This window comes from Desulfurobacterium thermolithotrophum DSM 11699 (genome assembly GCF_000191045.1).
Classification (GTDB): domain Bacteria; phylum Aquificota; class Aquificia; order Desulfurobacteriales; family Desulfurobacteriaceae; genus Desulfurobacterium; species Desulfurobacterium thermolithotrophum.
The window spans coordinates 891,684-916,814 of the sequence record NC_015185.1 but is presented as its reverse complement, the minus strand read 5'-3'; the positions used below and the strand labels follow the sequence as shown (position 1 = coordinate 916,814).

Here is a 25,131-nt window from a genome sequence, read left to right as displayed (position 1 = left end):
CCTCCTCTTAAATACTACTTGCTATCTTCCTGTTTATTTTTTCTTTCTTCTAAAGAATGCAAGTGGTAAAAGTCCAAGAAGACCTGAAATTGCTCCGCCCAGTCCTGCTGATGGAGCTATGGAACATCCACCTCCACTACTTGTAGATGTAGAATTAGTAGTAGTTGTTGCGTTAGCAGTTGTAGTAGCTGTTCCATTATCAGTAGTTCCATATCCTGCTGCAGTAAGTTCTACTTTGATATGTTCTGCGTAAGAAGCTTCTGTTGGAGCTCTATCAATTTCTTTATCAAAGTAAGTTGCATTCTCAACTTCGGCGTCATATGGGAAGTATAAAGGTGTTGTATTTGTAAAGAGAGCTCCCTCTAGTCCTGTTGTTCTTGTTCCATGACAATCACCACAAGTAAGAGCCTCATTAGCAGGTCTAATGTTATGACTCATTCCAAAAGCGTCAGTTGTTGCAACGAGTTTAACTTCAACGTCTGTTTTCCCAGTCGCAGAAGTAATAACTTTCTTGAGAGTGTTAATTGCTGCTTCAACTTCCTCTTTCGTATTTAATTCCGGATCACCGTCGGTAGTTCCGGTAAGTCCTGTATCATCGGTAATTTGAACATCAATTCCTTTAGTATACTTACCGTCTAAGTCTACATCTATATAGTTAGGAACTGCTCGCCAGAGAGTGAAGTTACCACTGTTTAGATCTTCATCATTGGCTATAACACCACCTTTTACTACTTGAATGTTAAGAATGTTAAGTGTTTCTCCTGTATTTGTAGTTGCAGGACTATACTTAGGTTTGCCTGTAGAAGGATCTATTTCTACCTTCATATACTTAGTTGGTAGATTTGGATCAACCTTAAATACTTTCGCAAGATACCTTGCAAGCACAGGCTTAAACTCTCTTGAAGAGTTATCCTCAAAGAGCAGAACTCCCATTGCGTTTACTGGCTTAATTTTCCACTTAACCTCTCCAGTTTCAAAGTCCCTTTCTGGAAGCCATGCTATATCTTCATACTTACCATTAACAGGATCACCGTAGAGATATCCATGCTTGTCAAGTCCCCAGAAGTTAATTGAATTTGCATTTCCTGTAACAACAAACATAGGAAGTGTCCAATCTATAAGCTTAACTCTATAGAAATACTTTCTACCAATATGACATGTTGTACAAGCAACTTTATCTATATGAGTACTTGCAGCAGGACCAAAGTACGCTGTGTGAAAGTCTACAGGGTTTGTGTGACATTTTTCACAGGTTAGACTTCCACCTAATTGATTCCACATTACTCCAAAAGCGGGTCCACAGCTACCTTTTGCAAAGTCATGAGAAGGTATTAAAGTTGTAGAAGATGGGAAGTAACCACCTCCGATATACTCATGACTAACAGGTTGATGACAGTCAACACATCCTTTTCCTGCAGCTTTGTGTACATCTATATTTTTACTTCCAGTTGGAAACTGCCAAACCATTGCTTCTTTCATGAAGTCTGGATGCATGAACTTTAGGTCTTTAACTTGAATCACAAAGTCAAGAGGATTGATGCCATCGCCGTTTATATCCTCAAATCCACTTGCTCCATGACAGTGTCCACAGTGGAAATCAGTAGCTCTACCAATCTCATTATCTCCAATAGTTCCATTATTTACATATGTAAGAGTTAAATTAGTTGCATTTATAGATGCAATTCCTCCTCCAACAGCATCTGCTGCAGCAAAGTAAGGTTTTCCAACAGCTTTACCGTTTAAGGTTGTTCTAAACTTTAAAGTTCCAGTTGCTGCTGTATCCCAGTCTGTGGCTATTTTCTTTGAGTGACAATAAAAACACGTAGGAGCCATTGTATTGTTGATATCCTGTCCATTTACATTTATTTTCCATTCAAAAGGAACAAACTTTTTCTCGGTAGAGCTCCATATTGCATAATCGCCTGGAATCTTTCCTGCATCAAACTCTGCTTGAATTTCTGAAAGAGCTTTTTGATGGAGGAAGTTGTCGTCTCTATCTTTTTCCATTGGGCCACCACCAGGGTGACACATTCCACATTTCTTTGCATAATCCGGAGTTGTAAGGTCAACTAGTCCAGCATTTGTAGCTTCTTGAGGCGCCAACTGGCGGTATGCAGGTGGTCAGAGCTTCCCGTACATACCCATATCAAGCTTTGTTAACTCCTTTGGGAGACCATTTGTAAATTGAGTATCACCGTATTTTTCGTAGTACTTTTGATAGATATCGGGGGAAAGAATTGCAAGTCTCCCTTGCTGAAAGTGGTAGGCTGTTGCAATGAAATCAATGTCGTGACAAGCACTGCAACTTTGTCTGATGTCTACAGGTAATCCTGATTCTGAAACAGGCTTACCAAACTGATCTTTAAGAGTTACATCTGGGTGTGCAGCAATGGCGCTAAAGGTAGACGATAGTATAAAGGCAAGCGCCATTCCCAACGTTCTTCTCATGACTCCCTCCTTACTCAATATTCATTAATGGAAATCTATGAATACTATTTTAAACAAATTTATAAATTTGTCAATATCTTTATAACTTCTGTTTATGTTAAAAACTCTAAATATATTAGAGAATAAATCAATTCGTTTTTTTAAAACTCGTAGCATGCTATAATTTGAAAAAGTTTCATTTGGAGGAACACAGTTGATTAAACCATTTAAGGACTTGAAACCGAAGATTGGAGAAAGGGTATTCATTGCTGAAAATGCTGTGGTTATCGGAGATGTTGAGATAGGAAACGATAGTAGTATTTGGTTTGGGGTAATTCTAAGAGGAGATGTTAACTACATAAAAATCGGGAAGTGTACTTCTATTCAAGATGGAAGTGTAGTTCACGTTACAAATAAAACTCATCCGACTATTGTTGGAAACTATGTTACTGTAGGACATTCAGTAAAGCTTCATGGTTGTACTATTAAAGATAACTGTCTTGTGGGCATAGGAGCAATAATACTTGATGGAGCAATAATAAACGAAAATTCTATAGTTGCAGCAGGTACTCTTGTCCCTCCTAACAAAGAATTTCCTCCAGGAAGTTTAATTATGGGATTTCCTGCAAAGGTTGTTAGAAGTCTAACAGAAGAAGAAATTAAAGACTTAAAAAGACATGCTGAAAGATACGTTTCGTATAAGGATGAATATTTAAAGTACTTTTCATAGTCTTATATTTACTTAAGAAAAATGAATAGTTTAAGGAAGGAATGTTGGAAAGAGAAAACATTTTTCAGGAATTAACAGAAAGAGAAAGGGATATTCTTTTAAAGGTAGCAGAGCTCTACATAAAAACGGGAGAACCTGTTGGTTCTCGCACAGTTCAGAAAGTTTATCAGATGGGGATAAGCTCAGCTACCATTAGAAATGTGATGGCTGATCTTGAGGATAAGGGATTTTTGTATCAACCCCACACATCTGCAGGAAGAATACCCACTGATGAAGGACTAAAGATCTACATTAATCATCTCTTCTTAGCACTAGGAGAAAAGGACAGCTCCTTAGTAAATAGACTTCTTGACTACGTTAAATCCGTAGGTGTTTACGAGGTAGGAGATATACTTTCTACAGTTCTTGATTTTCTCCAAAATTCTACAGGTTATCTTGGTTTTGGTATAAACCTCGTTGAAAACTTAACCGTTAATAACATAACTCTTGTAAAGGTAGCATACGGAAAAGTCTTAGTAGTAGTTAACTTTTCTCCCGATCATATTCTACACAAAGTAATAGATGTCGAAATTGCAGAGTCTGAACTTTCGAGACTCTCTCGAGAACTAACAAAACGTTTTAAAGGAAAAGTTTTATCCGAAATAAAAAAAGAATTAGTAGAGGAAATTGACACAGTTAGAAAAGAATTTGCAGATTTATCCTTTAAAGTTAATTCTCAAATACTTTCAACTCTTAATGAAGTTAACCAATTAAAACTTCAAGGGACATCCAATATAGTAAATGTTCTTGCTGATGATATAGAAAGATTAAAAGAAATTCTAAGAATCTTAGAAGAGAAAAATATTCTTTTAGAAATGTTTTCTGAATTTCTAGAAAAAAATAAAAACATTGATGTTATATTAGGTTCTGAAACAGAAGTAAAGCCTTTTGAACCTTTTAGCTTTGTTCTTGGAAAGTTCCAAGTTGGCTATAGAAATAGTGGTGTAATTGGAATTATTGGCCCCAAAAGGATGGATTATTCCCAAATCATTCCTATTGTTGAAAACGTAGCTAAAGCTCTATCCTATATCCTTAGCAATGAATATACTTAAGCGAAGTGTTTTCTGATTTCTATAATTAAAAACTTTGAAAACGCTTGTTAAGTTTCTATTTTCTCATACTTTTTATCAATCTAAACTAAAAACTGGAGAAGAACTCATGAAAATAAAAAATATTGCGGTTATAGCTCATGTTGACCATGGAAAAACTACACTCGTTGATGAGATGCTGAAGCAGAGCGGAACCCTAAGGAAGCTTGAAGAAGAGAGAGTCCTTGATTCTTTTGACCTTGAGAGAGAAAGGGGAATAACAATTCTTTCAAAGAACACAGCTATTTTCTACAAAGACTACAAGATAAACATAATTGATACTCCCGGCCATTCAGACTTTAGCGGTGAAGTTGAAAGGGTTTTGAAAATGGTTGATGGGGTTCTCCTTCTTGTTGATGCTCAGGAAGGAGTTATGCCTCAAACCAAGTTTGTTGTCAGGAAAGCACTTTCTCTCGGGCTTAAACCGATTCTTGTTGTTAACAAGATAGATAAACCGGCAGCTGAACCTGATAGAGTTGTTGATGAAGTTTTTGATCTATTTGTTGACATGGATGCTACAGAAGAACAGTTAGAGTTTCCAGTTATTTACGCATCTGCGAAAAATGGTTATGCCAAACTTAACCTTGAAGATGACAATAACGATTTATTACCGCTCTTTGAAACGATAATCAGCCATATTCCTGAACCATCTGGCTCTTCTGATGCTCCACTTCAGATGCAAATTTTTACGCTTGATTACGACAATTATGTCGGAAGAATTGGAATTGCAAGGGTTTTCAATGGAATAGTTAAAAAAGGAATGGCAGCCAAAGTCATTGGGCAAAATGGAGAGATTAGGGAAGGAAGGATTACTAAGCTCTACACATTTAAAGGTCTTGAAAGGCTTGAAGTTGACGAAGCACCTGTTGGAGACATCGTTGCAGTTGCAGGGTTTGAAGAACTCAACATTGGTGACACAATTGCAGACTACGAAAATCCAGTTCCCCTATCTCCACTCCACATAGAAGAGCCAACAATAAGTGTTTTTATAAGTGTTAACGATTCGCCTCTTGCTGGAACAGAAGGAAAGCACGTAACTGCTACAAAACTAAAAGATAGACTTCAAAAAGAAATGAGAACAAACGTTGCGATGAAGTTTGAGGAGCTCGGAGAAGGAAAGTTTAAGGTTTCTGGAAGAGGAGAGCTCCAAATTGCTATTCTTGCTGAAACTCTAAGAAGAGAAGGATATGAATTCTCAATAAGTAGACCTGAAGTTATCGTTAAAGAGGAAAATAGCAAAAGGTTAGAACCTTTTGAACTCCTTGTGGTTGATGTTCCAGATGAGTTTACGGGAACTGTTATTGAAAAAATTGGAAAGAGAAAAGGTGAAATGATTTCTATGTCACCAATGGGAGCTGGAAGAACAAGAATCGAGTTTGTAATTCCCTCGAGAGGTTTAATAGGCTACAGAAGTGAGTTTCTCACAGACACAAAGGGTGAAGGAATAATGAACAGCACCTTTTTAGAGTTTAGAGAATTTTCAGGAGTTCCTTATAGACGTAAAAATGGAGCAATTGTTTCAATGGAAAATGGCGTTGCAACGGCATATGCTCTTTATAATCTTCAAGAAAGAGGAAAACTCTTTGTAAAACCAGGAGATAAGGTCTATAAGGGAATGATTATCGGCGAGCACAATAGAGAAGGAGACATTGATGTTAATCCTATAAGGGGGAAGAAGCTTACAAACATTAGAGCTGCTGGAAGTGACGAAGCTATAAAACTTGCTCCTCCTGTTGAGATGACACTTGAAAGAGCTCTTGAATGGATTGAAGAAGACGAACTTGTTGAAGTAACTCCAGAGTCAATTAGATTAAGAAAGAAGTTCCTTGATCCAAATGAAAGGAAAAGATATCAGAAGCAGAAAATGGGGTAAAAATGTGAACAGATTAAAACAACTTTACCAAAGAATAAGAGCAATACCTAAGAGGAGGTTAATCCTCCTTTCGATTTCTATAAAATTAATAGAAGTTGTGATTGCTACTTATGTAATCAAGAAATTCTTTCTTAAATAAAGAACTTTTAAATCGTAAAATAAAATAGGCAGAAATTTCAATTACATAAAGACCGGAGGAGTTAATGTCTATAAGAGTTCGTTTTGCTCCAAGTCCCACAGGTTTTATGCACGTAGGAAATGCAAGAACAGCTCTTTTTAACTATCTCTTTGCAAAGCATAATGATGGAAAGCTCATATTAAGAATAGAAGATACAGATCTTGAGAGACACAGCGAAGAAGCAGTTAATGTAATTTATGAAGCTCTTAAGTGGATGGGAATAAGCTGGGATGAAGGTCCAAACATCGGTGGTGATTATGGTCCTTATAGACAGTCTGAAAGATTAGATATCTACAAAAGGTACATAGAGGAGTTAAAAAATAAAGGACTTGTTTACGAATGTTTCTGTACACCTGAAGAATTGGATGCAATGAGAAAAGAACAGCTGGAAAGAGGAGAACCTCCTCGTTATACTGGAAAGTGTAGAAATCTTACGGAAAAAGAAAAAGAAAGATTTAAAGCTGAAGGTAGAAAACCGGTACTTAGATTTAAAGTTCCAGAAGATAGAGTTATAAAGTTTAAAGACCTTATAAAAGGAGAAATAGAAATTCATAGTAGACAGCTAGGTGGTGACTTTGTCTTGGTTCGTTCAAATGGAATGCCTGTTTATAACTTTGTTGTAGTTATTGATGATGCACTTATGAAAATTTCTCACGTCATAAGAGGAGAAGATCATATATCAAATACTCCTAAGCAAATTCTTCTTTATGAAGCTCTTGGATTTTCTATTCCGCAGTTTGCTCATCTTCCAATGATTCTTGGAACAGATAGAAGTAAGCTTTCAAAGCGCCACGGTTCAACCAGCGTTAAAGAATTCAGAGATAAAGGATACCTTTCTGAATCCTTTACAAATTTCTTAGCACTTCTTGGCTGGTATCCAAAAGATGGAAAAGAGATTCTCTCCATGGAAGAGCTAATTGAAAGGTTTGATATAAAGGATGTAAACAGTGCACCTGCTGTTTTTGATACAACTAAACTTAATTGGATGAATCAGGTTTACATTAGAGCCTATCCGATTGATAAACTAACAGATTTCATTATTCCTTATCTTGAAAAAGTTGGTTTTGAAGTTAGTAAATTTGATAGAAGCTGGCTTGAAAAAGTTGTAGAGGTCACAAGAGATTATCTTACTGTACTTTCAGAGGCTCCTATTTATATGGAAACTTTCCTAAAAGATGACTTTGAAATAGAAGAAGAAGCTAAAAAATTTGTATTAGAAAATGAAGTAAGATTAAAGGTAGTTGAAACTTTCTATGTTAAGGTAGAAAACCTTGATGAGGAGTTATCTTCAGAAAAGTTTAAGCAGATAGTAAAAGAAGTAGGGAAAGAGTTGAAAGCAAAAGGTAAAAATCTTTTTATGCCTGTGAGAATTGCTCTTACTGGTAAGATGAAAGGGGTTGAATTAGATATCTTAATTTCACTTCTTGGAAAAGAAAGAGTTTTAAAAAGAATTAGTAATAGTCTTAGCCAGTTAGCAAATAAATCTAACTAAAACGGAGTTAGGATGGCTGAAAATAAAAAGCTTTCCTTTATAGCTACAGGAATAAGACTTCATATGAAAGAGTGTTTTTTGCGTTTTTCAGGACTCTTTAAAAGATATGACTACTGCATAGCCTTTTATTCAATTCCTGAAGGACTTAAGGCAGAAAAATACTTAAAAGGATTTAAGGCTGTTTCCATTCCACTTCCAAACGAGATATATAAAGGTTGGGGAGTTGGTATTTTAGTTAAGGAAGAAGACAAAGATAGACTTTTAGAACATCTAAAGGAAAATGGAGTTTCTATCTCAGGACTTTTTAAAAGAGTTGGCACTAGATTTGAAGAGGTAAGATAGCCGTGAAAATTACCGTTTTAGGATCCGGAAGCTGGGGTTCTGCACTTTCTATTCACTTTGGAAGGTCAGGATTTGAGGTTGTTCAGTGGTGTAGGGAATTAGAAGTTGTAGATTATATTAATAAAAATAGAGAAAATCCTCTATTTCTTAAAGGATTTAAGTATCCAATAACTGTTAAAGCTACTTCAAAATTAGAGGATGTATTTTCTAAGCCTGTGGAGCTTGTTATTTCTGTTATACCTACACAGTTTTCCAAGCAATTCTGGAAAGAAATTTCTAGTTTTGTAAAAGAACAAAAATTTATTTGTGCAAGTAAAGGAATAGAAATAGAAACTCTTAAAACACTTTCCGATGTCTATGAAGAGGTTTTTGGCAGAAAAGATAATTACTATGTTCTATCAGGTCCCACTTTTGCAAAAGAGGTTGCAGCAGGGCTTCCTGCTGCAGCTGTTATTGCAGGTTTTAATGAAGAAAAAACTTTAAGTCTTGTAAAGACTTTAAATACAAAAAGTTTTAGACTCTATGCTTCAAGTGATGTTAGAGGAGTTGAATTAGGTGGAGCTCTTAAAAATGTAATTGCTATTGCAACAGGAATTTCTGATGGAATGAATCTTGGTTTTAATGCCCGTGCTGCTCTTATAACAAGAGGTCTTCATGAGATAAAAAAGCTTGGAAGAGCTCTTGGAGCAAAAGAAGAAACCTTTTTTGGTCTTTCAGGTCTTGGAGATCTTATTCTTACGTGTACAGGAGATCTTTCAAGAAATAGACAGTTTGGTCTTTCAATTGGAAGAGGAAGTGGTGTTGTTGACAGAAAGTTTGTTGTAGAAGGAGTTTATACTGTAAAAGCTGTTATAAAAATAGCTGAGAAACTCGGCATAGAAATGCCAATTAGTGAAGCAGTTTATAAAGTTATATATGAAGGTAGAAATCCAAAAGAGGTAATGAAAGAGCTTATGGCCCGTCCTGTTAAAGAGGAGAACTACTAATGGGATGCTGTAATTTTGGAAAAGAAGATGAAATGTTCCCTTTTGAGGAAGAAGCAAATAAATGGATTGAAGGAATTCTTCCTCAGTGGAAAGCAAACAGAGACTATACAATCCCAACAACAAAAGATGAAATAGAGAAAAGACTTAAAAAGTTTAAGCGGCTTATTTATGATGAAAACCTAGAATCAAAACTTGAAGTAATTATAAACATTAACAGTAGAATTGATTTTTTGTCCGAAAATGGAAAGATTTATGTCTTTATAGTCAAAAACTATCTCTTTCCTTTTTTGGAAAAACTAATTTACTATAAAGCTAATGAACCGGAAGGAAAAGAAGAACTCCTTTTTCTAATTGAAAGTATAGAAAAAAATCTTTCCGTTGTAAAAGTTAAAAATTTTGATGAAAAAATTAACAGAACTTTTGATATTCTTATTTCAGCTCTTTATGAACAACTTTGCTGAGAAATTTAGGAGGAATGTGATGATTGAACGCTACATAGAGGATCTTGATGAACTTAAAAGAAGTTTCATAGAAATGGCAGACATGGCTAGAAAAATACTCTCAGAAGCAATGGAAGCTTTAACAGAAAGAAACGTAGAAAAAGCTGAAATAACTTACGAATATGATAGACTCATAGACCTAAAGGAGATAGAAATTGAAGAAAAATGTGTAAGAATACTTGCTCTTTATTCTCCTGAAGCTACCGACCTAAGATTTGTTGTTTCTATTTTAAAGAGCATCGTTGATTTAGAAAGAGTTGGAGATCTTGCAAGAGACATTTGCGAAACAGCAATACACTTATCTAAGCATCCACCCATTAAGCCTTATATTGATCTTCCACGAATGCTGGTTATAGTAAACGAAATGTTGAAAAACTCAATAATGGCTCTTCTTAGAGGAGATGTGGATTTGGCAAAAGAAGTTATCAATAAAGACGACATCGTTGATAGCTTTTACCAAAGACTGTTTGATGAGCTAACAGAGATAGCAAGTAAAGATCCAGCAAATGGTGACATAGCTGTAAGACTCATTTTGGTAGTTAAGGCTCTTGAAAGAGTTGGAGATCATGCTACTAACATTGCTGAATATGCCATTTACTATAAGACTGGTGACGTAGTAAAGCATAAAAAAGCTCAAGAATATCTAAAAAAGTTAAAAGAAACAGAAGTGAAAAAGGATGAAAATGGAAAAGAATAGGTCTACAAAGTAGAAAGTGATGGAGCTCCACAACCCTTTTATTTACCTTAACTATGATTTCGGAATAAAAGCTGTTTTTTCTGCTGTTCTTTCAGGACTCATTTGTTCTGCAATAGGAACTTATATTATCCTTAGAAAAATGTCATTTATTGGAGCTGGTCTTTCTCACGTTGCCTTTGCAGGAATAGCTTTTGGTTTCTTTATAGGAAGTTCTCCTACTTTATGGGCTCTTGTCTTTACCCTTACTTCAGGGGTTGTTATCTGGTACTTAAGCATAAAGAAAAAAATTCACTACGATACTACCTTAGGAATTCTCTTTGCAGCAAGTATGGGACTTGCTGTTATGTTTCTTAGTCTTTCTAATAACTATGGTTCAGAAGCATTATCTTACCTTTTTGGAAGTCCTCTTATTGTTAGTAATTTTGATGTCTTACTACTAATTTTGATAGCTTTTTTAACTTTTCTCTTTTACATGTTTTTTTGGAGAGAAATATACTTAATCACATTTAGTGAAGACATAGCAAAAGCTTCTGGTTACAATGTTGAATTAGTAACTTTTCTTGCTTTTCTTGTCATGTCCTTTGCAGTTACCTTATCAATAAAAGCAGTTGGAGCTCTTTTAGTATTTTCTCTCCTTGTTATGCCTGCTGCTTCTGCTTTTAAACTAACCAAGAATTATAATAGTTTCTTTTTCCTTTCCGTGTTTTTCGGTTTCGCCTCCTCAATTTTAGGAGTTTTTCTTTCATTTATTTTTGATATGCCTTCGGGTGCTGCTATAACACTTTCATCATTTTTTATTTTCCTTACTTCTCTTTTAAGAGATTAAGCACTTCTTTAATCCTTTTTCCAACGCTTCTTGCCGTTTGAAGTCCCCATTCGTCTATTTCAAATCCATTTTCAGTTTGTTTAGCAACAGCAGCACATCCAAAATGAGCTGTTGGATCTGAGTCAGCCACAAAAATCATTCCATGTATTAGTGCCCAAGCTTGAATTGCCTGTAAAGTATGCTCTTGTCCTCCGTGTTTTGTTGCTCCTACAGATATAGCTGCGCAAATCTTATTCTTTAAATCCCAATTAATTCTTAAAGTTCTTGACCTATCAAAGAGAGTTTTTAGCATTCCTGTAACAGAACCAAAGTATACAGGAGAACCGACAATTACCGCATCAGCTTCTTTTAATTTTTTAGCAATTTCTTCATAACCATCTTTAACTATGCAAACACCTCCATTTCTTTTACATGCATTGCAAACTTTACAGTACTCTAGTTTATAGTCGCATAAAGAGATGATTTCTGTTTCAAAATCTTTTAACTCTTTAAGTGCTTCTTCAAGAAGTATAAAAGTAGAACCTTTTCTATGAGAACCATTAATTGCAAGAACTTTCACGTCTTACCTCCTTAATTTAATAAAAAAATTCTAACAAAAGTTTTTTACACAGGGAGCTCTATAACAAAAGTATTTTTATCTACTGTATAGATTTTTCCTCCGTGATCTTCTATTATCTTCTTAACTATGGATAGTCCTAATCCCCAACCGTTTTTCTTGGTTGAAACATAAGGAGCAAATAATTTATCAGCTATTTCTTCAGAGATTCCAGGACCGTTATCTTGAAAAACAACAAAAACTTTTCCATCTTTTGATGTTGTAGAAACATTTACTTTTGTAGCTCCTGCTTCAATGCTGTTATCCACAAGATTTGTAAAAACTTCCCGTAAAAGGCTTCTATCAATAGGAATTTGAGGGATATTCTCAAAGTTAAAAACAAGATTGATTTTGTTTCCAAAAGGTTCAAGAGTGCTCCTTATTAGTTCATTTATATCTGTAATTTTTTTCTCAGGTAATGGAAGTCTTGCAAACTTCCTAAATTCATCGATTAAACGTTTTATTACTTCTACTTCAGCAAGAATAGAATTAACAGCCTTATCAATGATTACACCGATTTCTGGATTTCCTTTCTGATACTGCTTCCTAATTCGTTCAGCATTAAGCGCAATCGGTGTTAAAGGATTTTTTATCTCGTGAGCTATTCTTTTCGCTACCTCTTTCCACGCTTGAGCTTTCTGAACTTTAACAAGGTCAGTAACATCTTCAATTATTAAAATTCTATCTGTAACTTCAGGAGAAATTATGAGTTCCACAGTGAGGTACTTTTCTCTGCCGTCTATTTCCTCTCTTACTTCGGTTCTTTTATTCTTTGAGTTTACTAACTCTTCTACTGCTTTTTTAAGATTTGGATACTTTGAAAGAAGATTCCATATAGATTCTCCTTTATTTTTTGAGGAAAACTTAAAAATTTCTTTTGCCGAACGGTTGCAGGAAACAACATTTCCTTCGCTATTAAACGTTATAATTGCTGGAGAAATACTATTAAGAATTCTTTCCATATAGCGGCGACTTTCTTCAAGAGAGACTTTCAAGGCTTTTAGCTGTTCTACCATGTAGTTAAAAGCAGTTATGACATGCTTAAGTTCATCTGACGCTTTTTCCTCTACTCTAACATTTAGATCACCCCTAGATAGCTTTTGAGTCGCTCTATAGAGCGCTTCGACAGGAATTGTTATTCTCTTTTCAAAATATCGAGCAAACCAAAGAGCTCCAAACAAAACCGCAACTCCCATTATTCCAAAAGCTAAAGTGTAGAGTGCCTTTATAGGAGTTTTATAAGTTACAAGAGTTTCATAGTTAGTATGAAGGTCTTTTAGTTTTGTTATGTTCTTTACTAAATCATCAGGTAGTTTCTTTGAGACACAGAAAAAATATTTTTTCTTCTTTTGACAAACAACCAATTGTTTACTTTTATCATCTATGTATGAATACTCTTCAAACTTTTTTAAAGAATAAATATCTTCTTCAGAAAGAGGAATTTTTCCAACCTTTACATTCTTTCCGTTAGCTTTAAGAAAACCATCTATGCCGTAGATTTTGAGCGTGTAAGGAGTAACTTTCTTTCGAGATAGCTGACTTATTTTTCTTTTTAGATCCTCCACTAAAAAGTCAATAAACTGGTTAGAAGTTTCTTCTGAAATATTTACTATTCTTTTGACCTGTATTCTTAAAAGTCTATCAAGTCCCTTATTTACAACGCTACTAGAAAGAAAAATCGTAAACAGAGCAGGTCCTAAAATCAGCAAAGCAAAAGCAGTAAATATCTTTATCCTTAAATTTGTCTTAAAGTGAGGAAAGAAAAAAAGAACAAGATTTCTAATAAAGAACGCAAAAAGAGTTATCAACAAAATCAGTATGAAGATAAATAGGAGGTGAAATAAGGGATTGTTAAGGTAGAAATCTCCTGAAAGAGAAGAAACAAAAGCTGTTCCAAAATAACCTAAGAAAACAATTCCAATGAAAATAAAAAGGAGCTTTAAAGCTTCTTTATACACCGATTATCTCTCTTAGGTTGGTTACAAAAGGAAGTTTATGTTTTTCTAGATTTAACTCTTTTTCCTTTATCCTTTTAATAGCTTTAGGGAGAAAATCAATGATGTCACAGGCTTTTAACGATTCTTGGCTAAGTTCTTCAGCCGCTATGTCTCCGGCAAGAGAGTGAAGAAATACTCCTAACTTAGCTGCATCTTCCATTTCTATACCCATTCCAAGGAAAGCTCCTAAAATTCCAGAAAGAACATCACCAGTTCCTGCTGTGGCCATTCCTGGATTACCTATTACGTTTATGTAAACCTTACCATTAGGAGTTGCTATAACGGTCCTTCCACTTTTCAAGATGACAGTAACTCCAAATTCTTCAGCAAACTCTTTTGCTATTTCATAAGGTTCTTTCAGTATTTCTTCTTTTGAAAGTCCTGTGAGCCTTGAAAATTCTCCTATATGTGGCGTAATGATTATATTTTGCTCTTTCATTTTAAGTATATCAGTGTTTTCAGCAAGAGCGTTTATACCATCTGCATCGATGATAAGAGGTTTTGTCGTTTTTCTTATAAATTCTCTAGCAAACTCAAAAGTTTCTGGTTCATTTCCAAGACCTGGTCCTATAACAACTGCAGAAAACTTACCTTTTTCAACAGTTTCAACAACCTCATCTATAGTATCTATTCCAAAGTGTCCTTTCTCTGCGTCAGGAATAGGAATTGACATAGCTTCTGTTAGCTTAATCTCAAATACCGTATTAAGCGAAGCAGGAACTACAACCGTTGAAAGACCTGCACCAGCTCTTAAAGCGCTTTGAGCAGTCATAGAAGGAGCTCCTGTTTTTCCAGCTGATCCACCAATAACTGCAACGTGACCATAGGTATACTTGTGACTCATTATCTCTCTAACAGGAAAAGTAAATGCAACTTCATCAAGAGTTAGAATATATCTTTTGGAGGTAACAAGAGAAGAAACATCTTCAGGAATAGAAATATCTACAACAAAGAGTTCTCCAACATAATAACAGGCAGGAGGCATTATATGGGCGAGCTTAGGAAAACCAAAGGTTACTGTGATATCAGCTATTATATGAGCTCCTATTATTTCTCCTGTATCTGAGGAAAGACCAGAGGGAATGTCAACAGAAACAACCGGCTTGTTTGCTTTATTAATAACTTCAATTAAATCCTTGTAAAAGCCTTCTGCTGGCTTTGATAGTCCGGTTCCAAAAATTGCATCAATGATAAAATCAGCTTCTTTTAAGAGAGAATAGAGTTCTAAAAGTTTTGATTCTTCCTTTACTACATGAAGAGGGACAGGAAGTTTAGAAAGAATTTCTGCGTTTATTCTTGCATCACCTTTAAGTTCTTCTATTTTTGCAGTTAAAACAACTTCAACATCATAGCCAAGGTTGTAAAGATTTCTTGCTATAGCAAGACCATCTCCTCCATTGTTTCCCTTACCACAAATAACAACAACCGAATTTCCATTAAGCTTATCATAAATAACAGAGGTAACTCCTCTTGCAGCATTTTCCATCAAAACTATGCCTGGTATTCCTAAAACTTCTATAGTTTCTCTATCTAAATTTCTCATTTCTTCTGCTTTTGTTACTAACATCTTTTTCCTCCAAAAATCCATTTAAATAAATCCTCCAAAAATCCATTTAAATAAATACAGTTTCTATATACGAATAAATTATGTTTTCTATAGTTTCTTCTTTAAAGACTAATTCTTCATTAAAAGATAGACTACCTAATAAATCTTTGAGATCTTCTTTAATCCTTTTTTGGATAAATTCATAACTTTTTGTATTGTATAAAAAAGATGGGAGATCTACTATGCTACCTTTTACAAGGTTATAAAGGTCTGGTCTATCCCAGTCCATAAAAGAGTAAGTCGAATAAGTACATATTATTGTACCCTCAAACTTTTGCCATATTTCCTTAAAGTCTTTAAAAAGTTTTTTCGATAACAAATCAAAATCTTTAAACACTATAATGTCAAATCCAGAAAAATCTTCAATATTTAATTCGTCTTCCAAAAGGTTTTCACAAGGTACAATGCAAAAACTTTTAGTGTTAAAGTCAAAATCCTCGACGTTTAAAACAAAATCTAAGATGTAACCACTAAACATTCTATCTTCATGTCTGAAAGCAATTCTTCCTTTTGAAGAAGCAATCGCATTTACTATATAGTCAAAATAAATATTGTCCTTGGGAAAGATTTTAGAAAGCTTCATTGTTTGAACGGAAAAAGGAAGTGCTCTAACACTTCTTCTTAATCCCATATTATAGAGAGCGTCATTAGTATTTTCTATAACTGTATTTAAAAATTCCATTACTTTATTTGTATCCATACCTAACCTTTTAAGTCTATTAATAAGTATATGAGTTTTCTTCTTATCTCTACCAATAATAGCCAAAACAGCTATAAGAGTTAAATAAGTAACGTAGCTAAAATCAAGTTTTCTTCTTGAAATAGAAATTTTCATTCTTTTTGGAAAAGTTAGAAACGGAAAAAGATTTAAATGTGCTAAAATGTAACCATCGTAAAGATATTTAAAAAGTCCTGAATACTCAACTATAAATTCTTTACTGAGTTCTAGAAAATCCGTTCCAAAGTTTTTTCTTTCCAAATACCTTGAGTAAGGAGAATACATCCTTTTTACAGAAGTATAATATTTAGCAAAAGAATTATTTAGTTTTGTAAAAATTGCTAATGGTGTGGTTTCACTAGTAAAAAGTAATCTAGCTTCATTTTTACTATCTTTAAAGGTAACATAGCGTAAAATTTCAGTTAAAAAAGTAGATTTTAAAAGATTATATGCTTCAAAATGTTCAAACTCAGAAAAATCTTTATTTTCAAATGATAAATCTTTCATAATCGTAGTTCTTATAACTTCTTTTAATTTTTCAAAGCCTATCCTTGCAATAGCAGTTGTAAGTGAGTTTATTCTTTCTGCTGTACCTGATTCAGCACTGTTTGCCACTTCTAATATTGTCTTTTTTACTTTTGGAATTTGGACTATATAACCAGTTAGCTTTTCTGTATCTGTATTAGGGTTATTGATTTCTGAGAGAAGATTGATAATTGCTTTAAACTCAGAGCTCTGCGCCTCAAGCTTATCAAAATCTATCTTTTCTTTTTCTTTATCAAGTTTAAACTCTTTAAGTCTTTTAACCTTACTCTTTATTAGTTTACTATCCTGAAAGGGTTTCAAAAATTTTACAGAGTAATAAGAAGCTTTATCTTCTACAACTATAGATTTAAGTTTTTCTTTTCCTATTTGTACCTCTATAAACTCTTTTTTTAATTCTTCTGGATTTTGTTTTTTTATTCTGCATCCGGTTTTAGAAATATTAACTATGTTCCCAAGATCTACTATATATCTATCATTCATTCTACGATTTATCTTTATTTTTTCTTCTTTATGAGTTTCTTGACTCTTATTCAAGTTCCTTTTTCTTTTACCAAATCTAAAACCAAACACTACTTCCTCTTACCTATACGATTTTATTTTCCAAATCTATACCAGATGTTACAAGCACCTTCCAATGAAACCATACAAGGACCTTTTGGACTTCTCGGAGTACATACTTTTCCAAAAAGCTTGCATTCAGTTGGATAAGCTTTTCCTAAAACGATTTTATCGCAAATACACCCTGCAACTTTCTTTTCTTCAATTTCTGGCAAATTAAAAACTTTCTTAGCATTTATATGATCGTATTCTTTTCTAAATTCAAGCCCCGATTTAGGAATGTAACCTATTCCTCTCCAATTTACATCGGCTTTTTCAAAATACTTATACATGAGTTCTTGAGCTTTTTTATTTCCTTCTTGTTTTACAACTCCTCTATAGACGTTTTCTAATTCTGCTTTTCCTTCTTTTATTTGAAGCAATATCTTTAAAATTGCTAAAAGCAAATTCTCAGGTTCAAAACCTGCAACTACTGTAGGAATTCCATATTTTTTTGGAAAAATCTTCCACGCATCAGCACCAACAATTGCTGAAACATGACCAGGTGCAACGAAAGCATCAACTCCAACTTCTGAATCTTTTACTAAAACTTCCATAATTTCAGGAGTAAGCTTTTGGGATGTTAAGACAGTAACATTTTTAGGAAGTCCCATTTCTATTAGCGCTGCTGTTGGAGCTGTGGTTGTTTCAAATCCGATAGAAAAAAAGACTACATTTTTTTCAGGATTTTCCTTAGCGATCTTTAAGACCTCATGAGGAGCAGAAACCATTTTATAGTTTCCACCACTACTTCTAATAGAACCTATCTGAGTTGGAACTCTAAGCATATCTCCATATGTAGCAAGAATTGTATCTTCTCTTTTTGACAAGTTTATAGCATTTACTATATCGCTTTCAGAACAAACGCATACAGGGCAACCTGGACCTGGCACAAGCTCAATTGTTTCAGGCATTAAAGATCGCATTCCGCTGTAGGTAATTGTATGTTCGTGGGAACCACAAACATTCATTATCTTGACTTTTCTATCTTTAGGAGCTACATCATGAATAGTCTTAATAAGTTTTTCTATTTTTTCTTTCATATCAAACCTCTATCTTCAAACCAAATATTTTTATAAGTAGGAAAAGAGCTAATGCTGGAACAAATGTAAATTGAAATAACGTTGCAGAAAGAAAAGCAAACTGAGTAATGGCAGCTTTAACAGGCATCACACCTGCCATTAAAAGTCCAACCATTATTCCTGGAATATGAACAATCCCTGAAGATCTCAGCATATCTCTAATAGGAACTGTTACATTTTGAATTAGTTCTTTGAAAATGAATTTGAATATTTCAATATCTGTAGCTCCAATTGCTGCCATTCCTACAATTATGTCCTCTATATCTTTAAGTTTTGTTTTGTAGTAACTAAAAGAAAGAGAAAGACTTCTCATTCCCGCTGCAGCAATTAAACCAGAAATAGGGATAATACTGTTTGCTTTAAAGTGAAGTATTCCAGCAAGGTAGAAGACAAAAAGAGAAATCGTAGAGAGCAAAGATATAGAAAAAAATATGATTAAAAATCCATTAAATTTGCTGTAAGCCTTAAAGTCAAATCTCCTTAAAGATATGAGAGAAGCGTTTAGGAAAAACAAAAATACAAAGAAAAAGTTTAAAACATTAGAATGAAATTTTAAAAGAAAAAGTAAAACAAATCCAATTCCTACAAGTTGGATTATTGATAAAATAGAAGCTACGAAAATATCTTTCCAAATTCCAATACCACTTTTTATATCAAATAAAACTACTGCAAGTATAAAAAAATAAGCAAAGAAAACCATTAACAGTTCATGACCTACCATTTAACAAATCCTTGGAAGGGGATCTTCTTCAAGAAGTTCCAATCTTCTTTCGCCTCCGATTGATGTAATAAGACGAACATCATTTATTTCATCTGTAACTTCTCCAATTATTTCCGCATTTTTTCCAAGAGCATGTGATCTTAGCTTCTCAAGGATAACTTCAGCATCTTTTTTGTCTACGATAACTACTGCTTTTCCCTCATTTGCAAGATATAAAGGATCGTAACCTAACATATCACAAACAAATCGAACTTCTTCTCTTACTGGTATTTTTTCTTCATAAAGCTTTACACCTAAACCAGAGATCTCAGAAAATTCTATCAAAACTGTGGCAAGTCCACCTCTTGTAGGATCTCTCATCCATCTTAAACCTTCAATATCTAAAAGAGGTACAAGAAGAGAGTTTAATGGAGCACAATCGCTTAAAACACCTGTTTCTACTTCAAATTCTTCCCTTGCAAGAGATATGGCTATTCCGTGATCTCCTATAAATCCCGTTACAATTACAAGGTCTCCTGGTTTTGCAAATTTTGGAGAAAGAGGTTTAACAACTTTTCCTATACCTGTAGTGTTTACGTAAAGACCATCACACTTTCCTTTTTCTACAACTTTTGTATCTCCGGCAGCTATTTTTATTCCAGCTTTTTTTGCTGTATCTGCCATGCTTTTAACTATTTTTTCAAGATCAGAGAAAGCTAATCCTTCTTCAAGAATAAATCCAACAGAAATAAACTCTGGAACTGCACCGCTAACTGTTAAATCATTAATAGTTCCTGATATGCTTAGCTTTCCGATATCTCCCCCCGGAAAGAAATAAGGTCTAACGACATAAGAATCTGTTGTCATGGCTATTTTTCTGCTGTTTATTTCTAAGTAAGATGCGTCTTGAAGAGATGTTAATTCTGGAAAAGAAAAATATTTGAGAAAAAGATTTTCTATTAGTTCTCTTGTTAGCTTTCCTCCACTTCCATGACCTATTTCTACTTTCACTGTAATCCCCCAAAAACAACTAAAAATGGTGCAACTGCAATACTACTATCAAGCCTATCGAGCAAACCACCATGTCCAGGTATTATAGTACCTGAATCTTTAACTCCAAAAACTCTCTTAATGTAACTTTCAACAAGATCTCCAATTTGAGAAATTATCGTTAAGACAAAAAGAGAAAATGCTGTAAGTAATGAAATTTCAAAAATACCCAAGTATTTTCCGATTATCAGAGAAACTACTACTCCTCCAATAGCTCCTCCTATTGCCCCTTCTACTGTTTTTTTCGGGCTTATTTCCGAAATTAGCTTTCTTTTACCAAAGTATTTTCCCACAAGATAGGCAAACGTATCAACAGACCAGACTATACTTAGAAGAAGAACAAAGTAATCTTTTGAAAGTTTACCAATAGCTATCACTCCAATAAGAAGATATACAAAAAAGCCTGTAATTGCTAAAAATTTATTAGGAACCTTTCCTTCTATAATTATGAAGTATCCGAATAGAAAAATGATTGCTGCTGTAGGTAGAAGAAAAGAAAGATGAGAAATATAGATACCGACAAAGAAAAGAATTGAAAAAATAACTACTATCGGTGTTTTACTATCTTTAAGTCCTGTAAAATTAGAAAGCTCTGAAATCATTCCAACACCAAGAAGATAAACAAGAGAAACATAAAATTTGTAAGGAGAAACAATCATAAAAACAGCATAGAGAATAACAAAGAAAGCTCCAATTACCCTTTGTTTCATTTGATACCACCAAATCGTCTTTCTCTTTTCTTAAAGTCTTCTATAGCTTTTTTAAATTCTTCTTCTGTAAAATCAGGCCACAAAGTTTTAGTGAACCAGAGCTCTGTATAAGCAGAGTGCCATATAAGAAAGTTTGAGATTCTTAGCTCTCCACTTGTTCTTATGAGAAGATCTAAATTAGGAAGTTCAGGTATGTATAAGTATTTTCTTAAAATTTCTTCAGTAATTTCTTTTTCTCCTGCTTTTATTGCTCTATTAACGGCATCAAGAATTTCCTGTCTTCCACCGTAATTAACTGCAAAAACTGCAACCATTCCATCGCAGTGAAGAGTTTTTTCTTCTATCTCTTTAAAACCTTCCTGGAGATAATCAGGAAGTTCCCAAAGTCTTCCCATTGCTCTAAAACGAACGTTATTATCAAGAAAAAGAGATAGTTTATTCTTAACGTATTCATACATAAGATGAAAAAGAAAATTCACCTCTTCTTTTGGTCTTTTCCAATTTTCAGTCGAAAAGGCATATAAAGAAAGGTATTTTATTCCTAGTTTGCTTGCAGCAATGACTATTTCTTCAGTTACTTTTGCTCCCTCTCTATGTCCCTCCACTCTAGGAAGACCTCTTTTTCTTGCCCAGCGACCGTTTCCATCCATTATTATTCCAACATGAACAGGAATGTTCATAACTTCTCCTAAAACTTGTGATTATAAGGACTGTTATTCCTTAAATAGTCAATAAATGCTGCAAGTTCAGCAGTTTTCCCAACTAACATAAAGTGTATACCCTTTCCAAATTCTGCAATCGCATGGGCAATATCTATAACGTAATCCCATCCATACTGAGCTGGATTATTTGCCCTTTCAAGTCCTTCAATTAGCCTGTTAGGAATGGAAGTAGGATTGAGTTTTTTCATAAAGTTTGCCATTTTTAAACTTTTTATGGGGAGAAGTCCTATTATAGGAATAGCTCCCAAGCTTTCTATTAAATCATGAACATCTTTTGCTACACGTACATCGTAAACGGGCTGCGTTTGAATAAACTCTGCTCCTGCTTCTATTTTTTTCCTTAATTTCCAAACCTGTAAAACTTTAGGACCAGCAAATGGATTGTAAACAGCACCAACTGTAAAATTTGGAACTCCTTTTAACTCTTTTCCGTTTAAGAGTACTCCACTTTCAAGCTTTTTAGCTGTTTGGATAAGATGGATAGAATCGATATCAAATACTGGTTTTGCATCCGGCTGATCTCCAAGGGTTGTGAAGTCTCCAGTCATCAAGCACACATTTTTTATTCCTAATGCTGCTGCACCCAAAAGTTCTGATTGAAGAGCGATTCTGTTTCTATCTCTACAGGTAAGCTGGAATATTGGTTCAAATCCTGAATCAAGAAGAAGTTTAGACATTGCAAGTGAGGACATTCTAACCATGGAACGTTGATTATCTGTAACATTGAAAGCGTCAACTTTTCCTTTTAAAGGTTCTATGCTTTCAATAACTGTTTTCCATTCAATTCCTCTTGGCGGAGCAACTTCAGCAGTTATTATGAACTTTCCATTTTTTATTTTCTTTGAAAAGCTCAAAGTTAATCCTCCACAACAAATCTCCTGGGATATATGGATTTTCTATAGTCTCTCATAGGTGTTTTGAGCTTTAGAAGGACATCAGGCTGATTTAGTTTTTCTAAACGCTGAGCAATTGTATACCAGATACAAGGCATAGATGGATCAATTTCACATTTTCCATCTATTGCACCACCACATGGCCCAGCAGTAAGAGATTTTGGACACCTTGCTACGGGACATATTCCACCAGTCTTAGATATGATACAGTCTCCACAGGCAATGCAATATTCGTCAAAGTATTTTCCTTTCCTTTCTGCACCTATAAAAATGGTACTGACTCCTGTTAAAACTGGTATATCAACATTCTCTGCAATAAGCTGTGTACCTGCCCCACAAGCAAGAGAAAGTATTACATCAGAACTCTCTTCAGCCTCTTTTAAGAGATTTCTTTCTGGTGATGCAATTCTTTCAAGAACACATGTTCCCCCAGGACTTCTGATTCCTGTTACCTTAAATCCAAACTTCTCCAATTCTTCACCTAAATTTTTTGCTTCTTTCAATCCTCCATTTTTACATCTACTAGAACCTAACTCACAACCGAAAATAAAAACTCTTTTAAAACCTTTCAAAGTTTCAAGAATTTCTTCAAGAGGTTTGAGTCTTACTACAACCAACCTATCTCCCTTTTTACAGAATTTTGGATTTTCAAATTTACAAAGAAAAGAAGAGCTCTACAAGCTCTTTAAAGATAAACTTTAACACTAGCTTTTGACTTTAAAGAATCTATGTAATCTTTTAAAGCCTTTTGAAACTTTTTCACATAGAGCTCTTCTCTTATTCTATTCTTATCACACTTTTCTATTTCTTCTTTCTTGACGTAGATAATGTAATAGCCTCCTTTTGTCTCAACAAGCTTATACGTTTTTGGCTTTGTTGACCATACAGCAATATCAAGAGGTTTTATAAGAGAACCCTTTGTTACTTTTCCAAGATATCCTCCGTTTTGGGCAGTTGCTTTATCTTCTGAGTACTCTTTCGCAACTTTCTCAAAAGGAATACCCGAATCAAGGATTTCCATAATCCTATTAGCCTTTTGTTTATCTTTAACGTAAATGTAGTAAACTTCTCTTACAGGCTTTTTCTTCTTTTCTTTACAAACCTTTTCTACTTCAATGTCGCTAACGCGAATTTTTGACTTAACATTTCTTCCAATTAACTTTGCAACTAATAGCTGTTCTTTTAGTTTTTCTTTTACTTCTTCTAACGTTAAGCCCTCTTTCTTAAGAGCTTTCTCAAATTCTTCCTTAGACTTGAATCCGCTATTTTTAATGAAGTTTTCAAGAGCTCTATTAAGCTCCTCATCAGAAACCGCTAAACCTTCAGACTTAGCTTCGGTAAGAAGTATTTTCCTTTCTATGAGAGAATCTCTTGCAGCTTTTAGGTTATTTATTCTGTTAGTTTTTGCATAATCTAAAAGTTCGCTGTAAAGAATAGGTTCTCCATTAACTACTGCAACAATGTAATCAACGATTTTTGCATAAGAAGGAAGAGTTAATAAAACCATCACTAAGAAAAAAACAAGAAGCCTTTTCATCAGCTCCTCCTATAGTTTACTTTAATATTTCGACTTTGTTTTCCTTCTTAAGTTTTTCAATGTATCTATTAAGAGATGCTGATAGAAGCTGTCTTCTCTTTTGTTGTTCTAAGCTTTGGACTATGAAAAGTTTTACAGCCTCAAAAGAAATTTGTTTACCGTTTGCATCTGTAAACCGTTTTTTATTCTTTTCATAAAAAGCTCTAGCTTCCTTGTCTGAAACCTTTACCTTACTTATTTTCAAGTGTTTTTCAAGAAGAGCATTGATAAGTATTTGTTCTTTTGCTTCTTTTATCTGTCTTTGTACTTTTGCATTCTTTTCTATGCCTTCTTTTTTTGCTTCCTGATAAAGGAGTTCTTGATTTATAAGACTGTTAAGAACCTGAGATTGAAACTGAGGATTATTTTTCACAGAGTTATACTTTGCTGGAAGCCCTTTTAAAACTTCCTCTAATTGCGATTCTGTTATTGGTTTTCCATTTACTTTTGCTAGAATTTTGTCGCTTCCTTGAGCAGTTAAAGATGTAACTGCTACCATCGAGAGTGAAAAAAGTAGTTTTTTCATAAATTCCTCCAATTATTAGAAAGTTCAAGCTAAAGTTATTAACAGTTTAATCAATTTGCAAAGAAGTTCATTTCCGCATAACTTTACCAAGCGAAATTTGAACCAATCTTATCATAGGTGTAAGATGAAGAGGAAAATTAATCTTAACGAGGTAACGGATAAAGAGCCAATTAAAGTTGATACGGAGATACAACCTTCATTACTGGAATTACCGAAGGAAGAAGTTGTGTCTTCAACACCTTTTAAACTTCACATAGAGGTCTACAAAAAGCCTGTAGGATATGATATTTACGGAAGGATAGAAGGTGAGGTTGAATTAATTTGTAGTAGATGCAATAAGAGTTTCAAAGAAAAGATGAGAAAAAGCTTTTATTACCAGTTAATGCCAACTTCTGAAATTACTGGTGGAGAAATAAAGGCAGGTGATCTTGATGTAAAATTTGCTGACAGCGATGCACTTGACCTTGCAGAGGTTGTTAAGGAGCAGGTACTTCTTAATCTTCCATTAAAACCTTTGTGTGATGAGCAGTGTCAAGTGCCAGATGTTCCTTTTGAAGAAGGAAGCATAGAAGAGGATAAACGGTGGGAAAAATTGAAAACTTTTAAAGATAAACTTAAAGAAAAGGAGAAGTGAG

General features: G+C 34.2%; 25 protein-coding genes. 10 read left to right on the top strand and 15 right to left on the bottom strand.

Going from position 1 to position 25,131, the window contains the following annotated elements:
- Window positions 1-33: 33 nt before the first annotated feature.
- A complete protein-coding gene (locus DESTER_RS04665; protein WP_148223774.1) occupies window positions 34-2,007 on the bottom strand; it encodes a cytochrome c3 family protein in 1,974 nt (657 codons plus the stop codon).
- Between the two features lie 114 nt (window positions 2,008-2,121).
- Window positions 2,122-2,448, bottom strand: coding sequence for a hypothetical protein (locus DESTER_RS04660; RefSeq protein WP_013638501.1), 327 nt, complete (start codon window positions 2,446-2,448; stop codon window positions 2,122-2,124).
- A 193-nt stretch (window positions 2,449-2,641) separates the two neighbouring features.
- On the opposite strand from DESTER_RS04660, the gene DESTER_RS04655 reads away from it, so the two are divergent.
- The 9 genes from DESTER_RS04655 to DESTER_RS04615 all read left to right on the top strand — a co-directional run bounded on the left by DESTER_RS04655 (window position 2,642) and on the right by DESTER_RS04615 (window position 11,178).
- On the top strand, window positions 2,642-3,157 hold the full coding sequence (locus tag DESTER_RS04655; protein ID WP_013638500.1) for a gamma carbonic anhydrase family protein: 516 nt from the start codon (window positions 2,642-2,644) through the stop codon (window positions 3,155-3,157).
- A gap of 41 nt (window positions 3,158-3,198) precedes the next feature.
- A complete protein-coding gene (gene hrcA / locus DESTER_RS04650) occupies window positions 3,199-4,248 on the top strand; it encodes a heat-inducible transcriptional repressor HrcA (protein ID WP_013638499.1) in 1,050 nt (349 codons plus the stop codon).
- 106 nt (window positions 4,249-4,354) lie between these two features.
- Window positions 4,355-6,157, top strand: a complete 1,803-nt coding sequence (gene typA, locus DESTER_RS04645) for a translational GTPase TypA (RefSeq protein WP_013638498.1) — start codon at window positions 4,355-4,357, stop codon at window positions 6,155-6,157.
- 203 nt (window positions 6,158-6,360) lie between these two features.
- Window positions 6,361-7,827 (top strand): glutamate--tRNA ligase, encoded by a 1,467-nt coding sequence (gltX, locus tag DESTER_RS04640; RefSeq protein ID WP_013638497.1) that lies wholly within the window; start codon window positions 6,361-6,363, stop codon window positions 7,825-7,827.
- A gap of 12 nt (window positions 7,828-7,839) precedes the next feature.
- Window positions 7,840-8,169 (top strand): putative Se/S carrier protein, encoded by a 330-nt coding sequence (locus DESTER_RS04635; RefSeq protein WP_013638496.1) that lies wholly within the window; start codon window positions 7,840-7,842, stop codon window positions 8,167-8,169.
- Between the two features lie 2 nt (window positions 8,170-8,171).
- Entirely contained in the window at window positions 8,172-9,155 is a 984-nt protein-coding gene (locus tag DESTER_RS04630; protein WP_013638495.1) for an NAD(P)H-dependent glycerol-3-phosphate dehydrogenase, read from the top strand.
- On the top strand, window positions 9,155-9,616 hold the full coding sequence (locus tag DESTER_RS04625; RefSeq protein WP_013638494.1) for a hypothetical protein: 462 nt from the start codon (window positions 9,155-9,157) through the stop codon (window positions 9,614-9,616). The genes DESTER_RS04630 and DESTER_RS04625 overlap by 1 nt, the downstream gene beginning before the upstream one ends.
- Window positions 9,617-9,635: 19 nt before the next feature.
- Complete coding sequence (phoU, locus tag DESTER_RS04620) at window positions 9,636-10,352, top strand: phosphate signaling complex protein PhoU (protein WP_013638493.1); 717 nt, start codon at window positions 9,636-9,638, stop codon at window positions 10,350-10,352.
- 19 nt (window positions 10,353-10,371) lie between these two features.
- Complete coding sequence (locus DESTER_RS04615; protein WP_013638492.1) at window positions 10,372-11,178, top strand: metal ABC transporter permease; 807 nt, start codon at window positions 10,372-10,374, stop codon at window positions 11,176-11,178.
- On the opposite strand, the gene DESTER_RS04610 is transcribed toward DESTER_RS04615, so the two are convergent.
- From DESTER_RS04610 to DESTER_RS04550, 13 genes are all read right to left on the bottom strand, one after another.
- A complete protein-coding gene (locus DESTER_RS04610) occupies window positions 11,156-11,737 on the bottom strand; it encodes a flavodoxin family protein (protein ID WP_013638491.1) in 582 nt (193 codons plus the stop codon). The two genes, DESTER_RS04615 and DESTER_RS04610, sit on opposite strands and share 23 nt — an antisense overlap.
- Before the next feature lie 44 nt (window positions 11,738-11,781).
- A complete protein-coding gene (locus DESTER_RS04605) occupies window positions 11,782-13,731 on the bottom strand; it encodes a sensor histidine kinase (RefSeq protein ID WP_013638490.1) in 1,950 nt (649 codons plus the stop codon).
- A complete protein-coding gene (locus DESTER_RS04600; protein WP_041737822.1) occupies window positions 13,724-15,337 on the bottom strand; it encodes an NAD(P)H-hydrate dehydratase in 1,614 nt (537 codons plus the stop codon). The genes DESTER_RS04605 and DESTER_RS04600 overlap by 8 nt, the downstream gene beginning before the upstream one ends.
- Window positions 15,338-15,383: 46 nt before the next feature.
- Window positions 15,384-17,210: an HDOD domain-containing protein gene (locus DESTER_RS04595; RefSeq protein WP_013638488.1), complete on the bottom strand. Its 1,827-nt coding sequence runs from the start codon at window positions 17,208-17,210 to the stop codon at window positions 15,384-15,386.
- Between the two features lie 23 nt (window positions 17,211-17,233).
- Window positions 17,234-18,280 (bottom strand): hydrogenase formation protein HypD, encoded by a 1,047-nt coding sequence (hypD, locus tag DESTER_RS04590; RefSeq protein ID WP_013638487.1) that lies wholly within the window; start codon window positions 18,278-18,280, stop codon window positions 17,234-17,236.
- Window position 18,281: 1 nt separating this feature from the next.
- The gene (locus tag DESTER_RS04585; protein WP_013638486.1) at window positions 18,282-19,040 is read right to left on the bottom strand and encodes an ABC transporter permease; all 759 of its coding nucleotides are present in this window, start codon (window positions 19,038-19,040) and stop codon (window positions 18,282-18,284) included.
- Window positions 19,041-20,030, bottom strand: a complete 990-nt coding sequence (gene hypE, locus DESTER_RS04580) for a hydrogenase expression/formation protein HypE (RefSeq protein WP_013638485.1) — start codon at window positions 20,028-20,030, stop codon at window positions 19,041-19,043.
- On the bottom strand, window positions 20,027-20,779 hold the full coding sequence (locus DESTER_RS08060; protein ID WP_013638484.1) for a phosphatidate cytidylyltransferase: 753 nt from the start codon (window positions 20,777-20,779) through the stop codon (window positions 20,027-20,029). Before DESTER_RS08060 ends, hypE begins: the two co-directional genes overlap by 4 nt.
- A complete protein-coding gene (uppS, locus tag DESTER_RS04570) occupies window positions 20,776-21,459 on the bottom strand; it encodes a polyprenyl diphosphate synthase (RefSeq protein ID WP_013638483.1) in 684 nt (227 codons plus the stop codon). The genes DESTER_RS08060 and uppS overlap by 4 nt, the downstream gene beginning before the upstream one ends.
- 8 nt (window positions 21,460-21,467) lie before the next feature.
- Window positions 21,468-22,355 (bottom strand): methylenetetrahydrofolate reductase, encoded by an 888-nt coding sequence (locus DESTER_RS04565; RefSeq protein ID WP_013638482.1) that lies wholly within the window; start codon window positions 22,353-22,355, stop codon window positions 21,468-21,470.
- A gap of 2 nt (window positions 22,356-22,357) precedes the next feature.
- Window positions 22,358-23,011 (bottom strand): methylenetetrahydrofolate reductase C-terminal domain-containing protein, encoded by a 654-nt coding sequence (locus tag DESTER_RS04560; RefSeq protein WP_013638481.1) that lies wholly within the window; start codon window positions 23,009-23,011, stop codon window positions 22,358-22,360.
- A gap of 68 nt (window positions 23,012-23,079) precedes the next feature.
- Window positions 23,080-23,931: a peptidylprolyl isomerase gene (locus tag DESTER_RS04555; RefSeq protein ID WP_013638480.1), complete on the bottom strand. Its 852-nt coding sequence runs from the start codon at window positions 23,929-23,931 to the stop codon at window positions 23,080-23,082.
- A gap of 16 nt (window positions 23,932-23,947) precedes the next feature.
- Window positions 23,948-24,496, bottom strand: coding sequence for a SurA N-terminal domain-containing protein (locus DESTER_RS04550; protein ID WP_013638479.1), 549 nt, complete (start codon window positions 24,494-24,496; stop codon window positions 23,948-23,950).
- Window positions 24,497-24,620: 124 nt separating this feature from the next.
- Here DESTER_RS04550 and DESTER_RS04545 point away from each other — a divergent pair, with 124 nt between their 5' ends.
- Window positions 24,621-25,130 (top strand): YceD family protein, encoded by a 510-nt coding sequence (locus DESTER_RS04545; protein WP_013638478.1) that lies wholly within the window; start codon window positions 24,621-24,623, stop codon window positions 25,128-25,130.
- The last annotated feature ends 1 nt before the right edge of the window (window position 25,131 follow it).

Bases quoted from the DNA above. Each gene is read 5' to 3' on its own strand.
- DESTER_RS04665 (WP_148223774.1), bottom strand. From the start codon at position 2,007: ATGGAAAAAGATAGAGACGACAACTTCCTCCATCAAAAAGCTCTTTCA.
- DESTER_RS04660 (WP_013638501.1), bottom strand. From the start codon at position 2,448: ATGAGAAGAACGTTGGGAATGGCGCTTGCCTTTATACTATCGTCTACC.
- hrcA (WP_013638499.1), top strand. From the start codon at position 3,199: ATGTTGGAAAGAGAAAACATTTTTCAGGAATTAACAGAAAGAGAAAGG.
- typA (WP_013638498.1), top strand. From the start codon at position 4,355: ATGAAAATAAAAAATATTGCGGTTATAGCTCATGTTGACCATGGAAAA.
- gltX (WP_013638497.1), top strand. From the start codon at position 6,361: ATGTCTATAAGAGTTCGTTTTGCTCCAAGTCCCACAGGTTTTATGCAC.
- DESTER_RS04635 (WP_013638496.1), top strand. From the start codon at position 7,840: ATGGCTGAAAATAAAAAGCTTTCCTTTATAGCTACAGGAATAAGACTT.
- DESTER_RS04625 (WP_013638494.1), top strand. From the start codon at position 9,155: ATGGGATGCTGTAATTTTGGAAAAGAAGATGAAATGTTCCCTTTTGAG.
- phoU (WP_013638493.1), top strand. From the start codon at position 9,636: ATGATTGAACGCTACATAGAGGATCTTGATGAACTTAAAAGAAGTTTC.
- DESTER_RS04615 (WP_013638492.1), top strand. From the start codon at position 10,372: ATGGAGCTCCACAACCCTTTTATTTACCTTAACTATGATTTCGGAATA.
- DESTER_RS04600 (WP_041737822.1), bottom strand. From the start codon at position 15,337: ATGTTAGTAACAAAAGCAGAAGAAATGAGAAATTTAGATAGAGAAACT.
- hypD (WP_013638487.1), bottom strand. From the start codon at position 18,280: ATGAAAGAAAAAATAGAAAAACTTATTAAGACTATTCATGATGTAGCT.
- DESTER_RS04585 (WP_013638486.1), bottom strand. From the start codon at position 19,040: ATGGTAGGTCATGAACTGTTAATGGTTTTCTTTGCTTATTTTTTTATA.
- DESTER_RS08060 (WP_013638484.1), bottom strand. From the start codon at position 20,779: ATGAAACAAAGGGTAATTGGAGCTTTCTTTGTTATTCTCTATGCTGTT.
- uppS (WP_013638483.1), bottom strand. From the start codon at position 21,459: ATGAACATTCCTGTTCATGTTGGAATAATAATGGATGGAAACGGTCGC.
- DESTER_RS04555 (WP_013638480.1), bottom strand. From the start codon at position 23,931: ATGAAAAGGCTTCTTGTTTTTTTCTTAGTGATGGTTTTATTAACTCTT.
- DESTER_RS04550 (WP_013638479.1), bottom strand. From the start codon at position 24,496: ATGAAAAAACTACTTTTTTCACTCTCGATGGTAGCAGTTACATCTTTA.
- DESTER_RS04545 (WP_013638478.1), top strand. From the start codon at position 24,621: ATGAAGAGGAAAATTAATCTTAACGAGGTAACGGATAAAGAGCCAATT.